Origin of the sequence: Hydrogenophaga sp. (genome assembly GCF_018780385.1) — a bacterium.
Lineage (GTDB): Bacteria > Pseudomonadota > Gammaproteobacteria > Burkholderiales > Burkholderiaceae_C > Hydrogenophaga.
This window is the reverse complement of record NZ_JADMJO010000111.1, coordinates 1-21,979: the sequence shown is the minus strand read 5'-3', so window position 1 is coordinate 21,979 and position 21,979 is coordinate 1. Positions and strand designations below refer to the sequence as shown.

23 protein-coding genes are annotated in these 21,979 nt (G+C 65.3%); 13 read left to right on the top strand and 10 right to left on the bottom strand.

Features of this window, described 5'->3' with window-relative positions; all coding sequences use genetic code 11:
• Nucleotides 1-27: 27 nt before the first annotated feature.
• The 6 genes from IV113_RS23080 to IV113_RS23055 are packed head-to-tail and all read left to right on the top strand — an operon-like array spanning nucleotide 28 to nucleotide 3,323.
• The gene (locus tag IV113_RS23080; protein WP_291090171.1) at nucleotides 28-1,245 is read left to right on the top strand and encodes a GNAT family N-acetyltransferase; all 1,218 of its coding nucleotides are present in this window, start codon (nucleotides 28-30) and stop codon (nucleotides 1,243-1,245) included.
• Between the two features lie 40 nt (nucleotides 1,246-1,285).
• On the top strand, nucleotides 1,286-1,636 hold the full coding sequence (locus IV113_RS23075; protein WP_291090168.1) for a hypothetical protein: 351 nt from the start codon (nucleotides 1,286-1,288) through the stop codon (nucleotides 1,634-1,636).
• Nucleotides 1,627-2,067, top strand: coding sequence for a polymer-forming cytoskeletal protein (locus IV113_RS23070; protein ID WP_291090165.1), 441 nt, complete (start codon nucleotides 1,627-1,629; stop codon nucleotides 2,065-2,067). The genes IV113_RS23075 and IV113_RS23070 overlap by 10 nt, the downstream gene beginning before the upstream one ends.
• A 41-nt stretch (nucleotides 2,068-2,108) precedes the next feature.
• Complete coding sequence (locus IV113_RS23065; RefSeq protein ID WP_291090162.1) at nucleotides 2,109-2,663, top strand: polymer-forming cytoskeletal protein; 555 nt, start codon at nucleotides 2,109-2,111, stop codon at nucleotides 2,661-2,663.
• Between the two features lie 56 nt (nucleotides 2,664-2,719).
• On the top strand, nucleotides 2,720-2,914 hold the full coding sequence (locus IV113_RS23060) for a hypothetical protein (protein WP_291090159.1): 195 nt from the start codon (nucleotides 2,720-2,722) through the stop codon (nucleotides 2,912-2,914).
• A gap of 4 nt (nucleotides 2,915-2,918) precedes the next feature.
• Nucleotides 2,919-3,323: a polymer-forming cytoskeletal protein gene (locus IV113_RS23055; protein ID WP_291090157.1), complete on the top strand. Its 405-nt coding sequence runs from the start codon at nucleotides 2,919-2,921 to the stop codon at nucleotides 3,321-3,323.
• Here the strand turns inward: IV113_RS23055 and ppa are convergent, their stop codons facing one another.
• Nucleotides 3,324-3,860, bottom strand: coding sequence for an inorganic diphosphatase (gene ppa, locus IV113_RS23050; RefSeq protein ID WP_291090154.1), 537 nt, complete (start codon nucleotides 3,858-3,860; stop codon nucleotides 3,324-3,326). It abuts the gene before it with no gap.
• 305 nt (nucleotides 3,861-4,165) lie between these two features.
• Here ppa and IV113_RS23045 point away from each other — a divergent pair, with 305 nt between their 5' ends.
• On the top strand, nucleotides 4,166-6,229 hold the full coding sequence (locus tag IV113_RS23045; RefSeq protein WP_291090151.1) for a sodium-translocating pyrophosphatase: 2,064 nt from the start codon (nucleotides 4,166-4,168) through the stop codon (nucleotides 6,227-6,229).
• A gap of 17 nt (nucleotides 6,230-6,246) precedes the next feature.
• Here IV113_RS23045 and IV113_RS23040 read toward each other — a convergent pair whose 3' ends face one another.
• Complete coding sequence (locus tag IV113_RS23040; RefSeq protein ID WP_291090150.1) at nucleotides 6,247-6,882, bottom strand: TetR/AcrR family transcriptional regulator; 636 nt, start codon at nucleotides 6,880-6,882, stop codon at nucleotides 6,247-6,249.
• Between the two features lie 110 nt (nucleotides 6,883-6,992).
• On the opposite strand from IV113_RS23040, the gene IV113_RS23035 reads away from it, so the two are divergent.
• The 4 genes from IV113_RS23035 to glp are packed head-to-tail and all read left to right on the top strand — an operon-like array spanning nucleotide 6,993 to nucleotide 10,890.
• Nucleotides 6,993-7,814, top strand: a complete 822-nt coding sequence (locus IV113_RS23035; RefSeq protein ID WP_291090148.1) for a metal-dependent hydrolase — start codon at nucleotides 6,993-6,995, stop codon at nucleotides 7,812-7,814.
• Between the two features lie 48 nt (nucleotides 7,815-7,862).
• Complete coding sequence (gene moaA, locus IV113_RS23030) at nucleotides 7,863-8,978, top strand: GTP 3',8-cyclase MoaA (RefSeq protein ID WP_291090145.1); 1,116 nt, start codon at nucleotides 7,863-7,865, stop codon at nucleotides 8,976-8,978.
• Nucleotides 8,979-8,984: 6 nt separating this feature from the next.
• Nucleotides 8,985-9,608, top strand: a complete 624-nt coding sequence (gene mobA / locus IV113_RS23025; protein ID WP_291090142.1) for a molybdenum cofactor guanylyltransferase MobA — start codon at nucleotides 8,985-8,987, stop codon at nucleotides 9,606-9,608.
• 4 nt (nucleotides 9,609-9,612) lie between these two features.
• The gene (glp, locus tag IV113_RS23020; protein WP_291090139.1) at nucleotides 9,613-10,890 is read left to right on the top strand and encodes a gephyrin-like molybdotransferase Glp; all 1,278 of its coding nucleotides are present in this window, start codon (nucleotides 9,613-9,615) and stop codon (nucleotides 10,888-10,890) included.
• Between the two features lie 136 nt (nucleotides 10,891-11,026).
• Here the strand turns inward: glp and IV113_RS23015 are convergent, their stop codons facing one another.
• The 4 genes from IV113_RS23015 to IV113_RS23000 form a co-directional block, all read right to left on the bottom strand.
• Complete coding sequence (locus tag IV113_RS23015; RefSeq protein ID WP_291090136.1) at nucleotides 11,027-14,113, bottom strand: efflux RND transporter permease subunit; 3,087 nt, start codon at nucleotides 14,111-14,113, stop codon at nucleotides 11,027-11,029.
• Nucleotides 14,114-14,143: 30 nt separating this feature from the next.
• Nucleotides 14,144-15,349 (bottom strand): efflux RND transporter periplasmic adaptor subunit, encoded by a 1,206-nt coding sequence (locus tag IV113_RS23010; RefSeq protein WP_291090134.1) that lies wholly within the window; start codon nucleotides 15,347-15,349, stop codon nucleotides 14,144-14,146.
• A gap of 156 nt (nucleotides 15,350-15,505) precedes the next feature.
• Complete coding sequence (gene rnhA, locus IV113_RS23005; RefSeq protein ID WP_291090131.1) at nucleotides 15,506-15,940, bottom strand: ribonuclease HI; 435 nt, start codon at nucleotides 15,938-15,940, stop codon at nucleotides 15,506-15,508.
• Between the two features lie 48 nt (nucleotides 15,941-15,988).
• Nucleotides 15,989-16,795 carry a class I SAM-dependent methyltransferase gene (locus IV113_RS23000; RefSeq protein ID WP_291090128.1) on the bottom strand — a complete coding sequence of 269 codons (807 nt, stop codon included), beginning with the start codon at nucleotides 16,793-16,795 and terminating at the stop codon, nucleotides 15,989-15,991.
• 112 nt (nucleotides 16,796-16,907) lie between these two features.
• On the opposite strand from IV113_RS23000, the gene gloB reads away from it, so the two are divergent.
• Together gloB and IV113_RS22990 are read left to right on the top strand one after the other, a co-directional pair.
• Nucleotides 16,908-17,681 (top strand): hydroxyacylglutathione hydrolase, encoded by a 774-nt coding sequence (gloB, locus tag IV113_RS22995; RefSeq protein WP_291090125.1) that lies wholly within the window; start codon nucleotides 16,908-16,910, stop codon nucleotides 17,679-17,681.
• Nucleotides 17,678-19,345, top strand: coding sequence for a transglycosylase SLT domain-containing protein (locus IV113_RS22990; protein WP_291090122.1), 1,668 nt, complete (start codon nucleotides 17,678-17,680; stop codon nucleotides 19,343-19,345). Before gloB ends, IV113_RS22990 begins: the two co-directional genes overlap by 4 nt.
• An 11-nt stretch (nucleotides 19,346-19,356) precedes the next feature.
• Here the strand turns inward: IV113_RS22990 and IV113_RS22985 are convergent, their stop codons facing one another.
• The 4 genes from IV113_RS22985 to IV113_RS22970 form a co-directional block, all read right to left on the bottom strand.
• Nucleotides 19,357-20,415, bottom strand: coding sequence for an ABC transporter substrate-binding protein (locus IV113_RS22985; protein WP_291090119.1), 1,059 nt, complete (start codon nucleotides 20,413-20,415; stop codon nucleotides 19,357-19,359).
• Nucleotides 20,416-20,572: 157 nt separating this feature from the next.
• Entirely contained in the window at nucleotides 20,573-20,977 is a 405-nt protein-coding gene (locus IV113_RS22980) for an MAPEG family protein (protein WP_291090116.1), read from the bottom strand.
• Between the two features lie 35 nt (nucleotides 20,978-21,012).
• Nucleotides 21,013-21,627: a recombination mediator RecR gene (gene recR / locus IV113_RS22975; protein ID WP_291090113.1), complete on the bottom strand. Its 615-nt coding sequence runs from the start codon at nucleotides 21,625-21,627 to the stop codon at nucleotides 21,013-21,015.
• Between the two features lie 18 nt (nucleotides 21,628-21,645).
• A complete protein-coding gene (locus IV113_RS22970) occupies nucleotides 21,646-21,978 on the bottom strand; it encodes a YbaB/EbfC family nucleoid-associated protein (RefSeq protein ID WP_056274724.1) in 333 nt (110 codons plus the stop codon).
• Nucleotide 21,979 lies beyond the last annotated feature (1 nt).

The window sequence follows — 21,979 nt, the reverse complement described above, 5'->3', positions numbered from 1 at the left end:
TGAGCTCGCTGTGTGCAGGAGCTGCAGGTGAGTGAAATCGATTATGTCACCCGGGTCTTTTCGTCGCCCTCACAGATCAAGGCGTCCGCATGGAACGCCCTGCTGGCGCTGGAGTCCGATCCGAGCCCCTTCATGCGCCACGAGTACCTGGTGGCCATGCACGCGAGCGGCAGCGCACGTCCGCGCGCAGGCTGGCAGTCACAGTTCGTGACGCTCTGGCGGGGCGACGAGTTGCACGCTGCCTGCCCGATGTACCTCAAGAACAATTCCTACGGCGAGTACGTGTTCGACTGGGCCTGGGCCAACGCCTATGCGCAGCATGGTCTGGACTACTACCCCAAGGCGCTGGTGGCCGTGCCGTTCACCCCGGTGCCCGGTGCTCGTCTGTTGGCGCGCAATGCAGCGGCACGCTCTGCCCTCGTCAAGACCCTGATCCGGCATGTGAGCGACGAAGACTTGTCGTCGGTCCACCTTCTTTTTGCACAGCCCAAGGACATCAAAGCTTGCGAGGACGCCGGCATGATGCTTCGGCACACGGTGCAGTTCCACTGGAAGAACGAAGCGCGTTCAGCGGATGGTCAACCCTCGCAGTTCAGCAGCTTCGAGCACTTCCTCGCCAGCTTGCAGCAAGAGAAACGCAAGAAAATCCGCCAGGAAAGGCGCAAGGTCACCGAAGCCGGTGTCACGTTTCGCTGGTCACGCGGGGCAGACATTGCCGACGCCGACTGGGCGTTCTTCTACCGCTGCTACGAGCGCACCTACCTCGAACACGGCAACGCGCCCTACCTCAATCGCGATTTCTTCCACCGCATGGCGCAGACCATGCCGCAGCACTGGCTGCTGTTCGTGGCCGAGCGCGCAGGCCAGCCCATTGCGTGCAGCCTGATCGGCATCGACGACGTGGCCCGGGTGGCGTACGGGCGCTACTGGGGCGCCCTGGAGCGGGTCGACTGTTTGCACTTCGAAGCCTGCTACTACGCGCCGCTGGCTTGGTGCATCGAACACGGTTTCCAGCGCTTCGAGGGCGGCGCCCAGGGTGAACACAAAATGGCGCGCGCCCTCCTGCCGGTCAAGACCACCAGCGCGCACTGGCTCGCACACCCCTCGTTTGCCGAGGCGGTCGAGCGCTTCCTCGAACGCGAGAGCCAGGGCATCGGCCAGTACATGGACCACCTTGCCCAGCGCAACCCGCTCAAGCCGGGCTTGGCGGTGCGTGACGTGGCACCGCCCGTCACGGAGCTTTGAAGCGCCGACGTTGCGCGGTGCTTCGCTAAACTCGGTCGCCATGGACGAAACCGACGCCTTCTTCACCCACACCATCGTGGGTGCGCCCTTCTCGGTGCTGCTGGGGCGCCGCCAAGGCCCGTCGAGCGAGTCGACACAAGGTCTGGAAGTCCCTCTTGGCGATGGCAGTGCGAGCCTGAGCGAAGGCTGGCGCAGCTGGGCCCTGCTCGACCATCTCGACACACCCGCCGGACAACCGCGGCGCCGACCCAAGCGCCTGCGCCGCTGGCTGGAGCGCCATGCCTTGCTCATTGCGCTCTTCGGCTTCCTGATGGTGCTGGGCAGCGCGGTCTTCTGGGCAATCACGTGGCTGCCCGCCATGGGCTGGACGGAGCGCTGGTCATGGATCTGAAAACACCCCAGGACACGCTGACCATCGATCCGGTGGCGATGAACGTCGTCAACCGCGTGGCGGCCGGCGGTCGCCTGCAAGGCGAGCTGGAATTCAACGGTGGACTGCTGGTGCAGGGTGAAATTTCGGGGCACATCCGCGTCAATGGTCCGTTGATCATCTGGACCGGTGGGGTCGTGCGCGGACGCATCCGCGTGCTGGGCGATCTCTACCTGTTCGGCCACCTGGGCGCCGCCGGCGGCAGCGCGGTCGAGACCAGCCTGGAATGCCAGGGCATGGCCTACGTGTCCAAAACCGGCGTGTCCACCGGCACGCTCATGGCACGGCGCCTGCAGCTTTACGACGGCGCCAACTTGCAAGGCCCCTTCAAGACCCTCAAACTCGGGGACAACCTGCCCGTGCTCAACGACGTGCTGGCCGACCCCACCTGAACGCTGCCCCGGGCAGCGGCACGCGAACCGGGAAACCCGACATGAACCAAGACGCCGACCAAGGCCCCTATCCCTGGGTGAATTCGTCCAACGACACAGCGCAGGGTGAGGAGCAAGACCCACCACCGCACCCGACCACAAGCCTGGAAGTGCCGGTGGGCAATGCCCTGCCGCCCCTGCAGTCGGCTACCCTCCCGGTGCTTCAACCCTTGAACGCGTCCGTGGACCTGAACCAGAACGCCGAAGGCGTGCCCGGGCGCAGCATGCTGGCCGACGGCATGCATTTCGTGGGCAACGCCGTGTTGCGCGGCCCCTGCAGCATTGCCGGGCTGCTGGAGGGCAACCTGATGCAGGACCAGGGCGCTGAGGTGTCGGTGGTCGTCACGGAAACCGGGCGCGTCAAGGGTGACATCACCGCGCAGAAAATTTCCGTGATGGGCCAGACCGACGGCATCCTCGACGCGGGCCAGGGCGAGGTTTCGCTGCACGACACGGCTCGCGTGCAGGGTTTGGTGCGGTACGGCCGCATCCAGGTCAATGGTGCCGACCTCAATGCCACGCTGGAGCGGGCTAACCCGCCCCAAAACTTGCGCTGACGCAGCAGCCGTGTACCGATTCTGTGCCCCCCGAGCGCCCCACCCCACCGTCCGCCGTGCCCGACTCGGAGTCGCTGCGACAGGCCGCACTGCGTGCGAGCTGGGAGCGCGATCACCGGGTAGGCCGGCGACGCCGGTGGTGGCGCTGGACGGTGTGGGCGTTCTGGCGCTACGGTCTGCCCTTACTGCTGTTGGCCGGCACAGTCACCGCGGCTGTTTTCATTGCGCTTGCGCACACCCTGGAGCCCTGATCCCATGAACCACCAGCCCACCCCCACCCGCCTCGTGCCCGCCGAGCGGCTGAGCGCCATCACCAGCCTGATCGCCGAGGGTTCGGTGTTTGAAGGCCACTTCCACGCCAGCCGGGACCAGGGCATCAAGATCGATGGCGTGCTCAAGGGCAACATCACGTTCGAGAACGGCGGCACCCTGCACGTGGGCGCCACCGGCGTGATCGAGAACACCCGGCTGGAAGCCGACTACGTGTTCATTGAAGGCAAGGTGACCGGCTCCGTGATTGCGCGCAAGGCGCTGGAGATTGCCGGTTCGGCCACCCTGCTGGGCGATGCGAGCTACGATGAGCTGATCGACATGCACCCGCGAGCCCGGGTGCGCGGCAAGATCGAATACCGCGGCGACATCGAAGCCACCGCAGACTGATCAGCCCTTCTTCGCTTCGTAGGCGGCCATGCCGTCCACGATCTCCTTGTGGGCGGCGTCCTTGCCTTCCCAGCCGATCACCTTGACCCACTTGCCCGGCTCCAGGTCCTTGTAGTGCTCGAAAAAGTGCTGGATGGTGTTCAGACGCATCGGGTTCAGGTCTTCAGGCTTCTGCCACTGGGTGTAGATCGACAGGACCTTGTCGATCGGCACCGCCAGCACCTTGCCGTCTTCACCGGCTTCGTCCTGCATTTTCAGGATGCCGATGGCGCGGCACGGCACCACAACACCGGGGATCAGGGGCACGGGCGTGATCACCAACACGTCGACCGGGTCACCGTCGCCCGAAATGGTCTTGGGCACGTAGCCGTAGTTGGTGGGGTAGTGCATGGCCGTGCTCATGAAACGGTCCACGAAGATCGCGCCGGTTTCCTTGTCCACTTCGTACTTGATCGGATCGGCGTTCATCGGGATTTCGATGATCACGTTGAAGGATTCGGGCACGTTTTTGCCAGCGGTGACGTTGTCGAGGGACATGTTGTTTGAGGGAGGTTGGTTGAAAACTGAAGCAGCCGGTGCAGGCCTGCTGCCTTCTGGAGAGGCATCTGGCGTGTCTCATGCGACCGGCACGCCTAGGATTTACCCTGATTTTACTGATTCGAAGCTGACTTACCGGCCCGCTTTCACATGCGCACCATGAATTGCCGCTAAATTCGCCATGTTGGCCAATCGCCCTGTTTCAACGCTGTGCAACGCAGCGCAACCGGCAGCGAGGAAGCAACGCAGCGGGGGCACCCCGGAGGCGTTGCCCCTTCCAAGTCGAAACAACGAGGAGCGATTCAATGGTTGGTCAATCAGCGCTGATATTCGTGTTGGTCTGTGGGCTCGTGGCCGTGGCGTACGGTTTCTGGTCACGCAGCTGGATTCTTTCTCAGGACGCGGGCAATGCCCGCATGCAGGAAATTGCCGAGGCCATTCAAACCGGCGCGGCAGCCTACCTGGCCCGGCAATACAAGACCATCGCGATCGTGGGCGTGGTCATCACCATCCTCATCGGATTCTTCCTCGGCGCCACCACTGCCATCGGCTTCGTGCTGGGCGCGGTGCTCTCGGGCGCATGTGGCTTCATCGGCATGAACATCTCGGTGCGCGCCAACGTTCGCACCGCGCAGGCCGCCACCAGGGGCATTGGCCCGGCACTCGATGTGGCCTTCCGCGGCGGCGCCATCACCGGCATGCTGGTGGTGGGTCTGGGCCTGCTGGGCGTGGCCGGGTTCTTCTGGTTTCTGGTCGGCAACGGCAACCTGACGCCCGTCGAAGACCTCGCCAAGTTGCTCAACCCCCTGATCGGTTTTGCCTTCGGCTCTTCGCTGATCTCGATCTTCGCGCGCCTGGGTGGCGGCATCTTCACCAAGGGCGCTGACGTCGGCGCCGACCTGGTGGGCAAGGTCGAAGCCGGCATTCCGGAAGACGACCCGCGCAATCCAGCGGTGATCGCCGACAACGTGGGCGACAACGTGGGTGATTGCGCCGGCATGGCGGCGGATTTGTTCGAAACCTACGCGGTCACGCTGATCGCCACCATGGTGCTGGGTGCCCTGATGGTCGCCGCCGCGCCCATGCAGGCCGTGCTCTACCCGTTGGTGCTCGGAGGCGTGTCCATCATCGCGTCGATCATCGGCTGCTTCTTCGTGAAGGCCAGCCCCGGCATGAAGAACGTGATGCCCGCGCTCTACAAGGGCCTGGCGATTGCCGGCGTGCTCTCGTTGATCGCATTCTGGTTCGTCACCGCCTGGATCATGCCGGACAACGCCATCACCGCCACTGGCAGTCAGCTGCGCCTGTTCGGCGCCTGCGCCGTGGGCCTGTTGCTCACCGCCGCGCTGGTCTGGATCACCGAGTTCTACACCGGTACGCAGTACTCGCCGGTCAAGCACATCGCGCAGGCCTCCACCACCGGCCACGGCACCAACATCATTGCCGGCCTGGGTGTGTCCATGCGCTCCACCGCCTGGCCCGTGCTGTTCGTCTGCGTCGGCATCCTGGCCTCGTACCAATTGGCCGGCCTGTACGGCATTGCCACCGCCGCCACCGCCATGCTGAGCATGGCCGGCATCGTGGTCGCACTGGACGCCTACGGCCCCATCACCGACAACGCCGGCGGCATTGCCGAGATGGCCGAGCTGCCCAGCAGCGTGCGCGACGTGACCGACCCGCTGGACGCCGTGGGCAACACCACCAAGGCCGTGACCAAGGGCTACGCCATCGGCTCCGCCGGTCTGGCCGCGCTGGTGCTGTTCGCCGACTACACCCACAAGCTGGAAACCTACGGCCACCAGATCACCTTCGATCTGAGCGACCCGATGGTCATCGTCGGCCTGTTCATCGGCGGCATGATTCCCTACCTGTTCGGTGCCATGGCCATGGAAGCCGTGGGCCGCGCCGCCGGTGCGGTGGTGGTCGAGGTCCGTCGCCAGTTCAAGGAGATCCCCGGCATCATGGAAGGCACGGCCAAGCCCGAGTACGGCCGTGCGGTCGACATGCTGACCACCGCCGCCATCAAGGAAATGGTGATCCCCTCGTTGCTGCCGGTGGTCGTGCCGATCCTGGTCGGTGTGTTCCTCGGTCCCAAGGCGCTGGGTGGCCTGCTCATGGGCACCATCGTCACCGGCCTGTTCGTGGCCATCTCCATGTGCACCGGCGGCGGTGCCTGGGACAACGCCAAGAAATACATTGAAGACGGCCACCACGGCGGCAAGGGCAGCGAGGCGCACAAGGCCGCCGTGACCGGCGACACCGTGGGCGACCCCTACAAGGACACCGCCGGCCCGGCCGTGAACCCGCTGATCAAGATCATCAACATCGTGGCACTGTTGATCGTGCCGCTGCTGCCGATGGCGGCCTGATCCGCCCCCCTGATGGCTCAAACGGCCCGCTTAGGCGGGCCGTTTTTCTTCGTGGCGAGCGCAGGCGGCTCACCCGCCAGCAGGCGCACCACGGCGCTGGTGCTCGGCGTGAGCCGCTCCAGTTGCGCCGCCTCGCCGCGTTCAATGGCTTGCAACACGAGCTCGTGGATACCCCCCACTGCGGCCATCGCCATGGTGGGTGTGAGCACCGGTTCTTGCGCGTTGATCGTCTCCAGCATGTAGTCGGCCAGGTGCTGCATCACCTCTCGGCGCACGGTCGCACCGGCCTGCCCGAGGTGGTGGATCTCCACAAACAACATGCGGATGAGTTGCGGACCGGCCGCGAGGTGCGCGAGGTAGGCGCCCAGTGCGTGCTCCACCTGGTCTTGCCAGGGATGCTCGGGCTGCACCGACTCGCGCAGCGTGCGCAAAGCCGACGCGCTGGCAGCGCGGTAGAGCTCCAGAAAACACGCGTCCTTGTCAGTGAAATGCTCGTAGAACGTGCGTTTGGAAACCCCCGCCTCGGCCACCACCGCGGCAATGGAGGTGGCCGCCAACCCCTGCGCTGCCGCCACGTGGGCCATGGCCTGCAGCAGGCGTGCACGGTGTTCGCTCGGCACATTTTCGGCACTCGGGGTGTTCTTCGGCTTCATGAGCACGGATCTTAGGCGCTCGGCCTTGACAGACCGGCACGTGGCGCGCAACATCACCACCCTTGGTACTGATTCGTACCATTTCACCCGAACAATCCCGATTGAGCACCATGACCGCCCTCACCGTCCGCCGCCTGCTGATCGATCTGGAACAACCCGTGGCGCGCCACTGGTGCGCCAACGACGCCTTCCTCACGGCGTGGTTCAACGCCCTGTCGATGAGTTTCCCCGTGGGTGAACAGTTCTTTCTGGATTCCGTGCGCAACGGCGCCAAAGATCTCCCACCCGAGCAACAAGCCGCGTGGCAAGCCGAGGTGCAAGGCTTCGTGGGCCAGGAGGCCACCCACCGGCGCATTCACGCGCTGTTCAATGCGCAGATCGAACAGCACGGGTTAGTGAACACCTGGGGCCCCCGCATCGAAGAGCGCATGAAAGTGCTGGCAGGTGCCGATCCGCGCCACCACCTGGCCATCACCGCCGCCAACGAACACTTCACCGCCCTGTTCGCCGAATGGATGCTCTCGCACCCCGAGGTGTTCAACCACACCGAGACGCGATTGAAGAACCTCTGGCTCTGGCACAGCGCCGAGGAGTCCGAGCACAAAAGCACCGCGTTCGACCTCTACCAGGCCTTGGGCGGCAGCCACGCCTGGCGCGTGAAATGGATGCGCCGCGTCACGGTGTTTTTCCTCACCGATGCCCTGCGCCAGACCGCACTCAACCTGCACCGCGACGGCACCCTGTGGCGCTGGTCCACCTGGCGCAGCGCGGCGCGGCACTTGCTCGGGCGCGAGGGCTTGCTGAGCAACAGCCTCAAGCCTTGGCGCGCGTATTTCCGGCCTGATTTCCACCCCAACCAGCAGTCGAGTGATCTTTCGATCAGCTGGCTGGAGCGCAACGCCGACCAGTACACGCGTGTGGGGGCGGGTTGAGTCCGCTGGCCCTGCGCTACCCCGTGGGGTGTCATCGATAATGATCGGATGTCCGAACGTGTCATCCCCCTGATCGATCAGCGCCTCGTCAACACCGTGGCGCGCATCCCCACCGTGCCGGTGGCTCCCACCGGCCTGCTCGGTGATGCCCTGGGTCGCCCCTTGCGCGACCTGCGCATCAGCGTGACCGACCGGTGCAATTTCCGCTGCAGCTACTGCATGCCCAAGGAAATCTTCGACAAGGACTACGCCTACCTGCCGCACAGCTCGCTGCTGACCTTCGAGGAAATCACCCGCGTGGCCACGCAGTTCGTGGCACACGGCGTGCAGAAGATCCGCCTCACCGGAGGGGAGCCGCTGCTGCGCAAGAACCTCGAAATCCTGATCGAACAACTGGCTGCGCTGCGCACCACCGAAGGCCAGCCGCTTGACATCACGCTGACCACCAACGGCTCGCTGCTCAAGCGCAAGGCCGCCTCGCTCAAGGCAGCGGGTCTGCAGCGCGTGACCGTGAGCCTGGACGGCCTGGACGACACCATCTTCCGCGCCATGAATGACGTGGACTTTCCCGTGGCCGACGTGCTCGAGGGCATCGAGGCCGCACAGACCGCGGGCCTGGGGCCGATCAAGGTCAACATGGTGGTCAAGCGGGGCACCAACGACCACGAAATTTTGCCGATGGCGCGCCACTTCAAAGGCACCGGCATCGTGCTGCGCTTCATCGAATACATGGACGTGGGCGCCACCAACGGCTGGCGCATGGACGAGGTGCTGCCCAGCGCGGACGTGGTGCAACGCATCCACCGCGAGCTGCCACTGGTGCAGCTGGGTGCCGCCGCACCGGGCGAAACCGCCGAGCGTTGGGGTTATGCCGACGGCTCGGGAGAGATCGGCGTGATCAGCAGCGTGACGCAGGCCTTCTGCAGCGACTGCAACCGCGCTCGCCTCTCCACCGAGGGTCAGCTCTATCTGTGCCTGTTCGCCAGCCAGGGCCACGACCTGCGCCCGCTCATCCGCGGCGGTGCCACCGACGAACAACTGGCTGGCGCCATCGCCTCCATCTGGCAAGGGCGCAGCGACCGGTACTCCGAACTGCGCGCCAGCCTGCCACCTGACGCATCCACAGGCACCCGCCGAGTAGAGATGAGCTACATCGGCGGCTAGACAAAAATGATCCACACCCACGAAATCACAGCCCTGGTCCTTGCCGGTGGCCGCGGCTCCCGCATGGGCGGGCTCGACAAGGGCCTGCAGAACTTCAACGGCACGCCGCTGGCGCTGCACACGGTCTTGCGCCTGCAGATGCAGGAAGGTGGCTTGATCGGTGAGCTCATGCTCAACGCCAACCGCAATCTGGCCGCCTACGAGGCCTTTGGTGCGCCGGTGTGGCCCGACACCATGAGCGACTTCGCCGGCCCACTGGCGGGTTTCATGACCGGGCTGGAGCGCTGCGAGACGCCGTACATGCTCACCGTGCCCTGCGACACGCCGTTGTTTCCCTTCGACCTGGCCCGGCGTCTCGCGCACCCCTTTGAAGACGAGAGCACCGAGATCGCCATGGCCGCCGCACCCGAGGAAGACGGGCAACTGCGCCCACAGCCGGTGTTCTGCCTGATGCGCGTGGAGTTGCTGGAAAGCCTGGTGGTCTTCACCCAGGCGGGCGGCCGAAAGATCGACCACTGGACAGCCAAGCACAAGACCGTCATCGTGCCGTTCAACCTGCCCGGTGACGACCCGCGGGCCTTCCACAACACCAACACCCTGGCCGAACTGCACGCGCTGGAAAAGAGCTGACCCCATGAAGTCGATGGAGCAGATCGCAGCGGAACTGCAGGGCTACGACCCCAAGGCCCTGAGCGCCGACCGGGTCAACGATTTCCTGGCCCGACTGGTGGAGCCCGTGACGGCCACCGAAGAGGTAAGCGTGTTCGAGGCGCTGGACCGGATCCTGGCTGCTGACGTGGTCTCGCCCATCAGCGTGCCGCCACACGACAACTCGGCCATGGATGGTTTCGCCTTCAACAGCCAGTTGCTTCAGCCCGGCCAGCCATTGAAGCTGCGCGTGGCCGGCACGGCCTTCGCCGGCAAGGCCTGGGCGGGCGCATTGGGCGCCGCCCAGTGCCTGAAGATCATGACCGGCGCCATCATGCCGGCCGCACTGGACACTGTGGTCCCGCTGGAGTTCGTGAAGATCGAGGGCGATGTGGTCGAGATTCCGCCGGGCGTGGTGAAAGCGGGCGACAACCGCCGTTTGCTTGGCGAAGACCTCATGGCCGGCCAGCCTGCGTTGCGCTGTGGTCAGACACTTGGACCCGCCGCGCTGGGCCTGATCGCCAGCCTGGGTTTGGCGAAAGTGACCGTGTTCCGACGCATCAAGGTGGCGTACTTCTCCACCGGCGACGAGATCCTGACGCTGGGTGAACCGATCCGCGAAGGCGCGGTGTTCGACAGCAACCGCTACACGGTCTTCGGCCTGCTCAAGCGCATGGGTGTGGACGTGATCGACATGGGCGTGGTGCCAGACGAGCCGGCACTGCTCGAAGCCGCGTTCCGAACCGCCGCCACACAGGCCGACGCGATCATCACCAGCGGCGGTGTGAGCATGGGCGAGGCTGATCACACCAAGGCCATGATGAAGCAACTGGGCGATGTGGCGTTCTGGCGCATCGCGATGCGTCCGGGTCGCCCCATGGCGGTGGGCCGCATCTCGGAGGGCGGCAAATCATCGGTGTTGTTCGGGTTGCCTGGTAACCCGGTGGCCGTGATGGTCACCTTTCTGGCCTTCGTGCGCCCTGCCCTGCAGCGGCTCATGGGCGGCACAGCCACGGCGCCGGTGCTGCTGCAGGCACACAGCCTGGAGCCGTTGCGCAAGAAGCCTGGTCGCACCGAGTACCAGCGCGGCATCGTCGCCAAAGCGGCCAACGGCTCGCTCACCGTTCGCATCACCGGCAACCAGGGTTCGGGCGTGCTCAGCTCCATGGTTGAGGCCAATGGGCTCATCGTTCTGCACCACGAACAGGGCAACGTTGCAGTCGGCGATGTCGTCGATGTGATGATGTTTTCCGGGGCGGTCTGAGTTTTTCCTCCGGTGGCTCCGGCCATCGGCGACCACGGAGAGGACCGGCGCAGCCGGTCCGGGGGACAGCCGCGGAGCAGAGCGCACCGCGTCCGCGAGCCCGCGAGGTGCAGGCACGAAACCCCACGCCAGCGAATCACTTCACTGGAACCGCCTCCGCGTGATCGTCCTCACGAGTCACCGGCTGCGCAGGTTTGTGTGACTTCGTGCGAGACAACAGCGAATACATGGTGGGCACGACAAAAATGGTGAGCAAGGTGCCCACGCTCATGCCGCCCACGATCACCCAGCCGATCTGTTGGCGGCTCTCGGCTCCCGCACCACTGGCCAGTGCCAGTGGGATGGCGCCCAGCACCATCGCACCGGTGGTCATGAGAATCGGGCGCAGACGCAAGGCCGCCGAGCGCTTCACCGCTTCCAGCTTGTCCACACCCTGCTCGCGCAACTGGTTGGCGAACTCCACGATCAGGATGCCGTGTTTCGTGATCAGACCCACCAGCGTGATGAGTCCGATCTGGCTGAACACGTTGAGCGTGCCTCCGGTGATATTGAGCGCTGCCAGCGCGCCCAGCATCGAGAGGGGCACGCTGAGCATGATGATGAGGGGATCGACGAAGCTCTCGAATTGCGCGGCGAGCACCAGGTAAATGAAGAGCAGCGACAGCACGAAGACGATCGCCAGCGAACCTGACGAGTTGCGGAACTCTCGGCTCTGGCCATTGAGATCGGTGGTGTAGCCGGGGGGCAGAATCTCGCGTGCGGTCTGATCCATGAAGAGCAACGCATCACCGAGCGCGAAGTCTGGCGACAGGTTGGCGGTGATGGAAGCGCTGCGGCGCTGGCCGAAGTGGTTGAGCTCGCGCGGCACCACGACTTCTGACACCTTGACCAGTGAGGCCAGCGGGATCATCGCGTCTTCGCGGCCCCGCACGAACAGGCGATCGATGTCTTCGGGCGTGCTGCGGTTGGCCGAGACGGTTTGCACCACCACGTCGTACTGCTCACCGTCGCGTTTGTAGCGCGTGACCGTGCGCCCGCCCAGCATGGTCTCCACAGTGCGCGCGATGGCGTCCACGCTCACGCCCATGTCGGCTGCACGCTCGCGGTCCACGTCCATGCGGATCTCGGGCTTGTTCAAGCGCAGGTCGGTGTCGACCTGAACGAAGCCCGGGTTTTTGGCCAGGGCGTCCTGAAACTTGCGCACCGTCGCCGACAAATTCTGATAGCTGTCGGAGGTCACGATCACGTAGTTGATCGGACGTTCGCGAAAACCCTGTCCCAGCGACGGGGGCGTGATGGCGAACGCGCTGACACCGGGCAAGGCGGCCATGCGCGGGCCGATTTCTCGCGCCAGGTCTTGCGTGGTGCGCGTGCGCTCTTCCCATGGCTTCGCGCGCAGGAAAACACTGCCCTGCGCAACTGACGGGTTGCCCACGTTGCTGAACACGTTGTTGAACTCGGGGTACTCCTGACCGATGCGTTCGATCGTCTCGGCGTAGCGCCGCGTGTAACCCAGCGTGGCACCGTCGGGCCCGTTGATGGAGGCGAGGATCACGCCACGATCTTCAATAGGCGCGAGTTCCTGGCGGGTGTTCTTGAGCAGCAGCCAGCTGCCCAAGGCACTGGCGATCATCACGCCCACCACCAGCCATCGTGCCTTGAGCGACAGGGCCAGCACGCGGTCGTAGCCGTTGGTGATGGACACCAGCACCCGTTCCATGCCCCGGTCGAAGCGGCCGGGGTTGGCGTTGTGCCGCAGCAGTTTGCTGCACATCATGGGGGAGAGCGTTAGCGCGACGAATCCCGACACCACCACCGCACCGGCCAGCGCGAGCGCGAACTCGGCAAACAGGCGTCCGGTGCGCCCCGGCGTGAAGGCCAGCGGCGCGTACACCGCAGCCAGCGTGAGTGTCATGGCCACCACGGCAAACCCGATCTCGCGCGCGCCTTTGATCGCGGCCTCGAACGGCTTCATGCCATCTTCGATGTGCCGGTAAATGTTCTCCAGCACGACGATGGAGTCGTCCACCACGAGGCCGATGGCAAGCACCAGTGCCAGCAGGGTGAGCGTATTGATGGAGAAGCCGAACAGGGCCATCAGCGCGAACGAGCCGATCAGGCTGACGGGAATCGTCACGATCGGGATGATGGATGCACGCAGTGTGCGGAGAAACACGAAGATCACCAGCGCGACCAGCACCACTGCTTCGGCGATGGTGGTGTAGACGGCCCTGATCGAGCGGTCGATGAAAACCGAGTTGTCGTTGGCCACCTCCACGCTCACGCCAGCGGGCAGGTCGCTGATGATCTTGGGCAGCATGGCGCGCACGCCGGCCGAGAGCTCCAGCGGATTGGCCGTGGCCTGGCGGATCACGCCCAGTGCCACGCCCTCGCGGCCGTTGAGGCGGATGTAGGTGCGCTCGTCAAGCGGCGCCTGTTCCACACGGGCGACGTCCCCCAACCGGATGGTCTGCCCGTTAACGGTGCGCAGCGCGACGTCGGTGAACTGCGCGGGAGTCTGCAGGTCGGTGGCAGCTGTCACGTTGAACTCGCGCAGGGTGCTCTCGATGCGCCCGGCCGGCACTTCCAGGTTGGACCGGCGCAGCGCGTCCTCAACGTCCTGCACGGTCAGGCTGTAGGCGGCCAGGCGATCGGGGTCGAGCCAGACCCGCATGGCGTACTTGCGCTCGCCATACACGCGCACGTCGGCAGCGCCGGGTGCGGTCTGCAGCTGGGGCTTGGCCAGGCGGTTGGCGAAATCGCTGAGCTCCAGCGGGGTGTGCGTTTCAGAGATCATGGCCAGGAAGATCACGGGCTGGGCGTCGGCCTCCACCTTGGCGATCACCGGTTCATCGATGTCCTGCGGCAGGCGCTGGCGCACCCGACTGACCTTGTCGCGCACATCGGCCGCGGCGGAGTCGGGATCGCGTTCGAGCTTGAAGCGCACCGTGATCTGGCTCTGCTCCTGGCGACTGATCGAGGTGATCACGTCCACGCCTTCAATGCCGGCAAGCGAATCTTCGAGCACCTTGCTGATCTGCGACTCGATCACCTCACTGGAGGCGCCTCCGAACGTGGTCGACACGGTGACGGTGGGCTCGTCGATCTTGGGGTACTCGCGCACCGTCAGGCCGTTGAATGCGACAACGCCCACCAGCAGAATCAACAGCGACAACACAGTCGCAAACACCGGACGACGGATCGAAATTTCAGGCAATTGCATGGGGTGTCACGCGCTCATTGGAGGATGGAGTCAGGGCTTGGCAGGCGCGGCCGCCGCCGCGGCCCCGGGAGGCGCTGCGGCGGGCTTTGCGGCCCCTGGCGCCCCGGCGCGACTCATGTCCACCACCTTCACCGACATGCCATCCCGTTGCAGGCGTTGCTGGCCAGCCACCACCACCGTGTCGCCGACGGCCAACCCCCTGGTCACCTGCACTTCGGCACCGCGTCGAACACCCAGTTGTACCTCGACGCGGCGCGATACCGTCTTGCGCGCATCGCCTTCCCCCTCCTGGGCCAGGCGGTACACGTACTGCTTGCCAGCCTGCGGAACCAGCGCCTCCTCGGGCACGACCAGCGCGGCGTCGTTCACCGAGAAGACGGTCAGCACCCGGGCAAACATGCCGGGGCGCAACACGTTTCCGCCGGTGGGAGGCATCACGGCGCGAACCGCGATTGAACGTCCGTTGGCGTCCAGCAGCGGGTCCACCGCCAGCACCTTGGCGTCAAAGCTGCGCCCGGGCAAGGCATCAAGCTGCACCTGTACCGGCTGCCCCGGCGCCAGCCGCGTCTGGTAACGCTCGGGCAGGCGAAAGTCCACGGTAAGGACCGAGGTGTCCTCCAGATTCACAAGGTCGTCACCATCGCCCACGTACTGGCCGAGGTTGATGCTGCGCAGGCCCACCGTGCCGTTGAAAGGCGCTGTGATGCGCATGCGTTTCAGGCGCGCGTCTGCCAGGGCCACCTGCGCATCGGCCACTTGGAGGTTGGCCTGGCTTTCTTCAACCACACGCGTGGCCACGAAGCCCTGCGACACCAGCTCCTGGTTGCGCTTGAGGTTGGCGCGTGCGATCGATTGCTGGGCCTGCGCCTGGCTGAGTTCGGCGCGCTGGAGCGTGTCATCGAGCTGCACCAGCAACTGACCAGTCTTGACCTGGGCGCCATCGGCAAATGCAATGCGCGCCACACGGCCGCTGACCTCGGGCTTGAGCGTGACGCTCTGGCGTGAGCGCAGCGTGCCGACGGCCTGGGCATCGTCCTGCAACTGGACGGCCTTGACCTTGGCCACCTCCACGCCAGGTGCACCCTGAGGGCTCGCGTTGGACGCACCGGCGGGCGCCGCCGCAGGGGAGGCTGTCGCGCCGCCGGAGCCAGCGCGGTTTTGCAACCACCATGCTGCGCCCGAGGCCAGGGCGATGCCCGCGACCGCCACCACAACGTAAATCGCTTTCTTGGCCATGGTCTTTTCTGTGAAAGTTCGGTCAGGGAATGCCCGGTAACGGTGCATGCTTTGAGAGCTTGATCGATTGCATGCTCACGATCCTCGCAATGTATCAGTGCAGAGCGCCATGCAGGTGTGAAGTTCCCAACGCCCCCCGACCTCTTCGGGTGCCAATCAGGCGGGAACGCCGCGGTTGGCCAGTGAGTCGGCCCGTTCGTTGCCCGGATCGCCCGCGTGGCCCTTCACCCAGTGCCATTCGATCTGGTGGATGCCGCCATGCACCAGGGCGTCCAGCCGCTGCCAGAGCTCGGCGTTTTTCACCGGCTGCTTGGCCGCGGTGATCCAGCCCTTGCGCTTCCAGCCGTGAATCCATTCGGTGATGCCCTTGCGCACATATTCGCTGTCGAGATAGAGCGACACGCGGCAGGGGCGCTTGAGCGCGGCCAGCGCCTCGATCACCGCAGTCAGTTCCATGCGGTTGTTGGTGGTGTCACGCTCGCCGCCCCACAATTCCTTCTCGAACCCTTCCGAGCGCAGATACACGCCCCAGCCACCAGGCCCCGGGTTGCCCTTGCAGGCACCGTCGGTGTAGATCACCACATGGTTCAAACGTCAAACTCCTGAAAAAAATGGAAGTGGATGGCCGCACAACACGACTCAGCGCCGGTTGGCCACCGGCACGGGCGCGGGCGTCGCAACGCGCCGGGGCTTCCAGGCCGGCCCCAGCAGGCGCATGCCGCGCACACGCTTGACCGCCACCACGAAATACACCGCGCCAAAAATGGGCCACCAGCGTGCACCGGCCCGGTCCATCCAGGCGGTACGCTGCAACCACTTGTCGGTTTTCATCGCCGGGCGGTAGCAGCCGAAGCGGTCCGACTCTACTTCAAAACTCAGCAGACGCAGCCAGTCCCGCAGGCGCCACGGACCGATGAATTCACCCGCATCCGGCAGAAAGAGATCGGGCCTTCCCAGCACGCCCAGTCGCCCGCTCAGGCGGGCCCGGCCCTGGCGCAAACCCCACAGGCTGCCCGGGTTGAAGCCGGAGATCACCACCCGACCCTCGGGCACCAGCACGCGCTCCACTTCGCGCAGCACCTGGTGCGGGTCGGCGCTGAGTTCCAGCGTGTGCGGCAACACCACCAGATCGAGGCTGGCTGCGGGAAACGGCAGGGCTGCCGCATCGGTGATCAGCGCAACCCGCATGCGCCCGGGCTGCTCGTTCGAGTCACCCGCTCGTGCATGCTGTGCAACCAGGGACTGGAGTTCTTCGGGCAGTGCCAGCCAGCGGTGCGGCATGCGGTTGGTCTTCAAGGTGTGCAGTTCGGGCAGCCCCAACTGCATGGCGTTGTAGCCAAAAAGATCGGCCACCGCCAGGTCGAATTGCGTCTGCTCCCAGCCCAGCAAATACTGGCCAGGCGGGGTCTGAAACCATTCGGTCAACCCTGTCAAATTTTCGGTCATGGGTGGCGTGGGAGGGGCGATGAAACAGCCGAAGTCTGCGACACTGCAAACCACTGCGAAAGCCCCCCCGGACTCTACACGTCCCCACCGCATCGACGCACGCCCCGACCCCATGAAACTGTTCCCCCTGCCGGCCTTCAGCGACAACTACATCTGGATCCTCCACGACGGTCAGCGCGCGCTGGTGGTCGATCCCGGCGAGTCTGATGGCGTGCTGGCCTGGCTGAAGCAACATGGTCTGAAACTCGACACCATCCTGATTACCCACCACCACGCCGACCACACCGGCGGCGTGGCAGCGTTGCGCGAGGCCACCGGCGCACACGTGATCGGCCCGGCCTTTGAGCCCATGCCCGAACCCCTGCAGCGCGTGAGCGCTGGTGAACACGTGAATGTGCTCGGCCTGCGCTTCGAGGTGATCGAAGTGCCGGGCCACACCGCCGGCCACATTGCCTTTTATGCCGCCGAGGCCGAAGGCACGCCGCTGCTCTTCTGCGGGGACACGCTGTTCTCGGGCGGTTGCGGCCGTCTGTTTGAAGGCACGCCCGCGCAGATGCTCGACTCCCTGACTCGGCTGGCGGCCCTGCCCGCCGACACACGCGTGTGCTGCACCCACGAGTACACGCTGTCCAACCTGAAGTTCGCCCAGGCCATCGAGCCCGACAATGGCGCCCTCGCCGCTTACGTTGCGAAATGCCAGCAACAACGCGCCCAGAACTTTCCCACCTTGCCCAGCTCCATCGGAGTGGAAAACAGCATCAACCCGTTCCTGCGCACCGCAGAGGCGGCCGTGGTGCGATCGGCCCAAGCCCACGAGCCGGCCACCACCACCGACGCCGTGTCGGTCTTCGCCACGCTACGGACCTGGAAAAACAATTTCAAATGACGCACGCTTTCGCCTTGCCCGCCCCCACACCTTCGCCCTCTCGCCACCGCCGCTGGTGGAGCACTGCCGCCCTGGCAGCCGGTCTCTTTCTTTCAGGCTGCGCCACGGTCGACAAGGGCAACAGCACCCCGACGCCTTCGGCCACCGACCCGGCCAGCAACCGCGCGAGCACCGCGCCCCGCCTTCCCTCGTACCGTTTGCCGGGCGACATCCCGCTGAGCGACATCGGCGTGGCCAGCACCAGCGTGCCGCCCGTGACCCTGCTCGCCGCACCCGCGGACCTGTGGGAACGCATCCGCCGCGGTTTTGCCATGACGGACCTGGACAACGATCTGGTGCGCGACCAGGAACGCTGGTACGCCACCCGGCCAGACTACATCCAGCGCATGACCGAGCGCTCCAGCCGCTACCTGTTCCACATCGTCGAAGAGATCGAGCGCCGCAACATGCCGATGGAGCTGGCTCTGCTGCCCTTCATTGAAAGCGCGTTCAACCCCCAGGCGGTGTCCAGCGCGCGCGCCGCGGGCATGTGGCAGTTCATGCCGGCCACCGGGCAGTCGTTCGACCTCAAGCAAAACGTCTTCCGCGACGACCGTCGCGACGTGCTGGCCTCCACCCGCGCCGCGCTCGACTACCTCCAGCAGCTGCACGGCCGCTTCGGCGACTGGCACCTGGCGCTGGCCGCCTACAACTGGGGTCAGGGCAACGTGAACCGCGCCATCACCCAAAACAAGCGCCTGGGGATGCCCACCGGCTACCTGGACATCAACATGCCGCTGGAGACGCGCACTTACGTGCCCAAGCTGCAGGCGGTAAAAAACATCATGGCCCGGCCGCAGGCGTTCAACACCACCCTGCCCCTGATCGGCAACCACCCGTTCTTCGACACCGTCACGCTTGATCGCGACATCGACGTGGCCGTGATCGCTCGCCTGGCCGAAGTGAGCGAGGCCGATTTCCGCGCGCTCAACCCCTCGCTCAAGCAGCCGGTGGTGATGGCCGCCGGCACGCCCAACATCTTGCTGCCCTGGGACAACGCGGTGATCTTTCAGACCAAGCTGCAATCGCACAACGGCCCGCTGGCCAGCTGGACCGCCTGGGTCGTGCCCACCACCATGACGGTGGCGCAAGCCGCCTCGCGCGTGGGCATGAGCGAATCCGAATTGCGCGACGTCAACAACATCCCGCCCAGCATGAGTGTGCGCGCCGGCTCCAGCCTGCTGGTGCCGCGCACCGGGCAGCGCAACAGCGACGTGCCCCTGCACGTGGCCGACAACGGCCAGCTCAGCCTGCAGCCTGACGTGGTCTTGTGGCGTTCGGTGGTCAAGGCGCGCAAGGGTGACACCCTGGCACGCCTGGCGCAGCGTTACGGCGTGAGTGCGGTCAGCGTGGCCGGCTGGAACAACCTGGCTGTCAATGCCGCCCTCAAGCCGGGTCAGCAAGTGAAGCTGATGCTGCCCAAGCGGATCTCACTGGCGGCCTCTGGCGGCACCCCCGCGAAGAAGGCAGCGGCCAGTGGTACCCGCAGGGTCGCCAAGAGCGCGAGCCAGCCCACCAAGACAAAGGCCAACGTGGTGGTCAAGAAAAAGACCACCAAATCGGTTGCATCGAGCAGCGCCAAGACGCGCCTGGCCTCCAGCGCCAAGGCCGACAAGAGGCCCTGATCCGGTGAGCCTCAGGCCTTGAAACGGGCCTTGGCCTTGCGGGCGAACACGTTGGTGTACGTGTTCGGCAGATCAAAGCGGTCCATCGACCCGGGCTCATCGAACTGGGCCACCAGGCGCGCCGCGATCTCCGGCCCCTCGTCGGGCATCAGGCCGTCGGGCGACCAGGACTCACGCGCCCGGTTGAACGCCGCGAGGTAGAGCGAACGGTCCCCCTGAAAGTAGCGCTCCGGCACCACCTTGATGATGTCGGATGGCCCCGCCGTCTGGAGCCATTTGAGTGCATGCACCATCGCGTCCGCCATGGACTGGCTGGCGCGCGGAAACTGTGTGAGAAATCCGCTGGTGGCGCACAGACAGGATGACGGCATCGGCCCGCCGAACACATCGGCATTGCCGCGCACGCTGCGTGTGTCGGCCACCACCTTCAACTCACCCGCCTGCTCCAGTTGCGTCACCGTCGGGTCGGTGTAGCTGATGGCGTCCAGAGCGCCATTTCGAAATGCCGAGATCGCCGCCCAGGCATTTGGAATGGGCACAAACTGCACGTCGTCAGACCGCAAGCCGCCGCGGCTGAGCACAGCACGCGCCACACGGTGCGCGGAAGATCCGATGGCCTGCACCCCCACCCGCTTGCCCCTGAGATCGGACAACTGGCGGTAGTGTGCGAACGTCTTGGTCGACACACCCACCACGATCTGTGGCGTGCGACCCTGCAGCACAAACGACTGCAAGGTTTGGCCGCGCACCTGCCAGGCGATGGTGCTGCTGTAAGGCGCCGACAGCGCATGGACCGCGCCCGAGAGCAAGGCCTGCATGGCTTGTGACGCTTCCGCGAAGTCCCGCACCTCCACGTCCACACCTTCGCTGGCAAAGTACCCCAACCGGTCGGCAATGGTCAGGGGCAGGCAGGAGAAGTCGGTGCGGTTGTCCACCGCGATCACCAGCTTGGGGGCATTGCGCGGCAAGGGTGCGGCGGGCGGCACGACCAATTGCGCGCGCAACTCCGGCATGCCCGCAGCCAATGTCGCTGCAGCCACCACTCGACCCCAATCTCTGCGCTTGAGCATGCCCCCATGTCCTCTCTGTATTGCTTTATGAATACACAGAGATTAGGGGGCCGACTGGTCGCCCGCATCGGGACCATTCCCGAGCGGGTTTGTACCGAGCGTTTTCAGGATGTTTTTTGCAAGCTGATGTAACCGCGGCGCCAGTGCGGCCGCGTGCTCAGGCGAACAGGATCGCGACGTTCACCACGAAGGCCAGCCCCCACACCAAACTGCGCACGGTGGCCAGGTCGGCCACGTACATCATGACGTAGAGCAGGCGCAGCACGATGAAGAGGAAAGCCAGCACATCCAGCCGAAGTTGCGAGGCACCGAGCTGGTGGGCAATGATCACCGCCCCCATGAAAAACGGCAGCGCTTCAAAGCTGTTGGCCTGCGCTGCGTTGGCGCGGGCCCGCCAATCGGTCTGCTTCGCGAGCCATTGACGCGGGTGGTGGTTGTCAAAGCCGCCCTGGCGCCTGGGTGTGGCCAACATGCCCCACTTGGCCAGACCCGCGCACAGGATCGGCAACACCGACGCCACGAGCACGCACCAATAGGCCACGGTCAATCCCGCCAATTTCATGGGATGGTTCTTTCAGGAAAATTGAGTCGATGCGCTCAGCGCCGGTCCACCAGCGCGTGGGCAATGGTGCCCAGGTCCACGTATTCCAGCTCGCTGCCCACGGGCACGCCACGCGCCAGCCGCGTGACATGTACCCCACGCCCCTTGAGGGCCTGGGCAATCACGTGCGCGGTGGTTTCGCCCTCGGCGGTGAAGTTGGTCGCCAGGATCACCTCACGCACCTCGGACACGCCGGTCGGTGCCTGGGCCGGTGCGTCGATGCGGTCGAAGAGCTTCTGCAAGCCAATGTCGTGCGGCCCCACCCCATCCAGCGGGCTGAGCTTGCCCATCAGCACGAAGAACAGGCCCTTGTAGGCGCCCGTGCGCTCCATGGCAGCCTGGTCGGCTGGCGTCTCCACCACACACAGCTGGCTGCGGTCGCGCCTTGGGTCCTGGCAGGTGTGGCAGATGGCTTCTTCGGTGAAGGTGTGGCACAGCGCGCAGTGCTGCACGGAAGCGGCGGCGTGCTCCAGCGCACGGGCCAGATGCAAGGCGCCTTCGCGGTCGTGTTGCAGCAAATGAAACGCCATGCGCTGGGCCGACTTGACGCCGACACCCGGCAAGCGGCGCAGGGCCTGAACCAGATGTTCAAGGGAATGGGTTTCGGCCATGCGCGCGTGCCGCGGCAATCAGAAAGGAAACTTCATGCCGCCTGGCAGGCCCGGCATGCCGGCGGTGATCTTGCCCATCTTCTCGGCGGAGGTTTCTTCGGCCTTGCGCACGGCGGCGTTGAACGCTGCGGCCACGAGGTCTTCGAGCATGTCCTTGTCGTCGGTCAGCAGGCTGGGGTCGATGGTGATGCGTTTGACATCGTGCTTGCAGGTCATGAGCACCTTGACCAGTCCGGCGCCGGACTCGCCCGTGACTTCGACGAAGGCCAGTTCATCCTGTGCCTTTTTCAGGTTGTCCTGCATGGCCTGGGCCTGCTTCATGAGGCCGGCGAGTTGTCCTTTGTTGAACATG

Excerpts from the sequence above, each read along its gene's own strand:
- IV113_RS23075 (WP_291090168.1), top strand. The coding sequence starts at position 1,286 with ATGGACGAAACCGACGCCTTCTTCACCCACACCATCGTGGGTGCGCCC.
- IV113_RS23070 (WP_291090165.1), top strand. The coding sequence starts at position 1,627 with ATGGATCTGAAAACACCCCAGGACACGCTGACCATCGATCCGGTGGCG.
- IV113_RS23065 (WP_291090162.1), top strand. The coding sequence starts at position 2,109 with ATGAACCAAGACGCCGACCAAGGCCCCTATCCCTGGGTGAATTCGTCC.
- IV113_RS23055 (WP_291090157.1), top strand. The coding sequence starts at position 2,919 with ATGAACCACCAGCCCACCCCCACCCGCCTCGTGCCCGCCGAGCGGCTG.
- ppa (WP_291090154.1), bottom strand. The coding sequence starts at position 3,860 with ATGTCCCTCGACAACGTCACCGCTGGCAAAAACGTGCCCGAATCCTTC.
- IV113_RS23045 (WP_291090151.1), top strand. The coding sequence starts at position 4,166 with ATGGTTGGTCAATCAGCGCTGATATTCGTGTTGGTCTGTGGGCTCGTG.
- IV113_RS23040 (WP_291090150.1), bottom strand. The coding sequence starts at position 6,882 with ATGAAGCCGAAGAACACCCCGAGTGCCGAAAATGTGCCGAGCGAACAC.
- IV113_RS23035 (WP_291090148.1), top strand. The coding sequence starts at position 6,993 with ATGACCGCCCTCACCGTCCGCCGCCTGCTGATCGATCTGGAACAACCC.
- moaA (WP_291090145.1), top strand. The coding sequence starts at position 7,863 with ATGTCCGAACGTGTCATCCCCCTGATCGATCAGCGCCTCGTCAACACC.
- mobA (WP_291090142.1), top strand. The coding sequence starts at position 8,985 with ATGATCCACACCCACGAAATCACAGCCCTGGTCCTTGCCGGTGGCCGC.
- glp (WP_291090139.1), top strand. The coding sequence starts at position 9,613 with ATGAAGTCGATGGAGCAGATCGCAGCGGAACTGCAGGGCTACGACCCC.
- IV113_RS23015 (WP_291090136.1), bottom strand. The coding sequence starts at position 14,113 with ATGCAATTGCCTGAAATTTCGATCCGTCGTCCGGTGTTTGCGACTGTG.
- IV113_RS23010 (WP_291090134.1), bottom strand. The coding sequence starts at position 15,349 with ATGGCCAAGAAAGCGATTTACGTTGTGGTGGCGGTCGCGGGCATCGCC.
- IV113_RS23000 (WP_291090128.1), bottom strand. The coding sequence starts at position 16,795 with ATGACCGAAAATTTGACAGGGTTGACCGAATGGTTTCAGACCCCGCCT.
- gloB (WP_291090125.1), top strand. The coding sequence starts at position 16,908 with ATGAAACTGTTCCCCCTGCCGGCCTTCAGCGACAACTACATCTGGATC.
- IV113_RS22990 (WP_291090122.1), top strand. The coding sequence starts at position 17,678 with ATGACGCACGCTTTCGCCTTGCCCGCCCCCACACCTTCGCCCTCTCGC.
- IV113_RS22985 (WP_291090119.1), bottom strand. The coding sequence starts at position 20,415 with ATGCTCAAGCGCAGAGATTGGGGTCGAGTGGTGGCTGCAGCGACATTG.
- IV113_RS22980 (WP_291090116.1), bottom strand. The coding sequence starts at position 20,977 with ATGAAATTGGCGGGATTGACCGTGGCCTATTGGTGCGTGCTCGTGGCG.
- recR (WP_291090113.1), bottom strand. The coding sequence starts at position 21,627 with ATGGCCGAAACCCATTCCCTTGAACATCTGGTTCAGGCCCTGCGCCGC.
- IV113_RS22970 (WP_056274724.1), bottom strand. The coding sequence starts at position 21,978 with ATGTTCAACAAAGGACAACTCGCCGGCCTCATGAAGCAGGCCCAGGCC.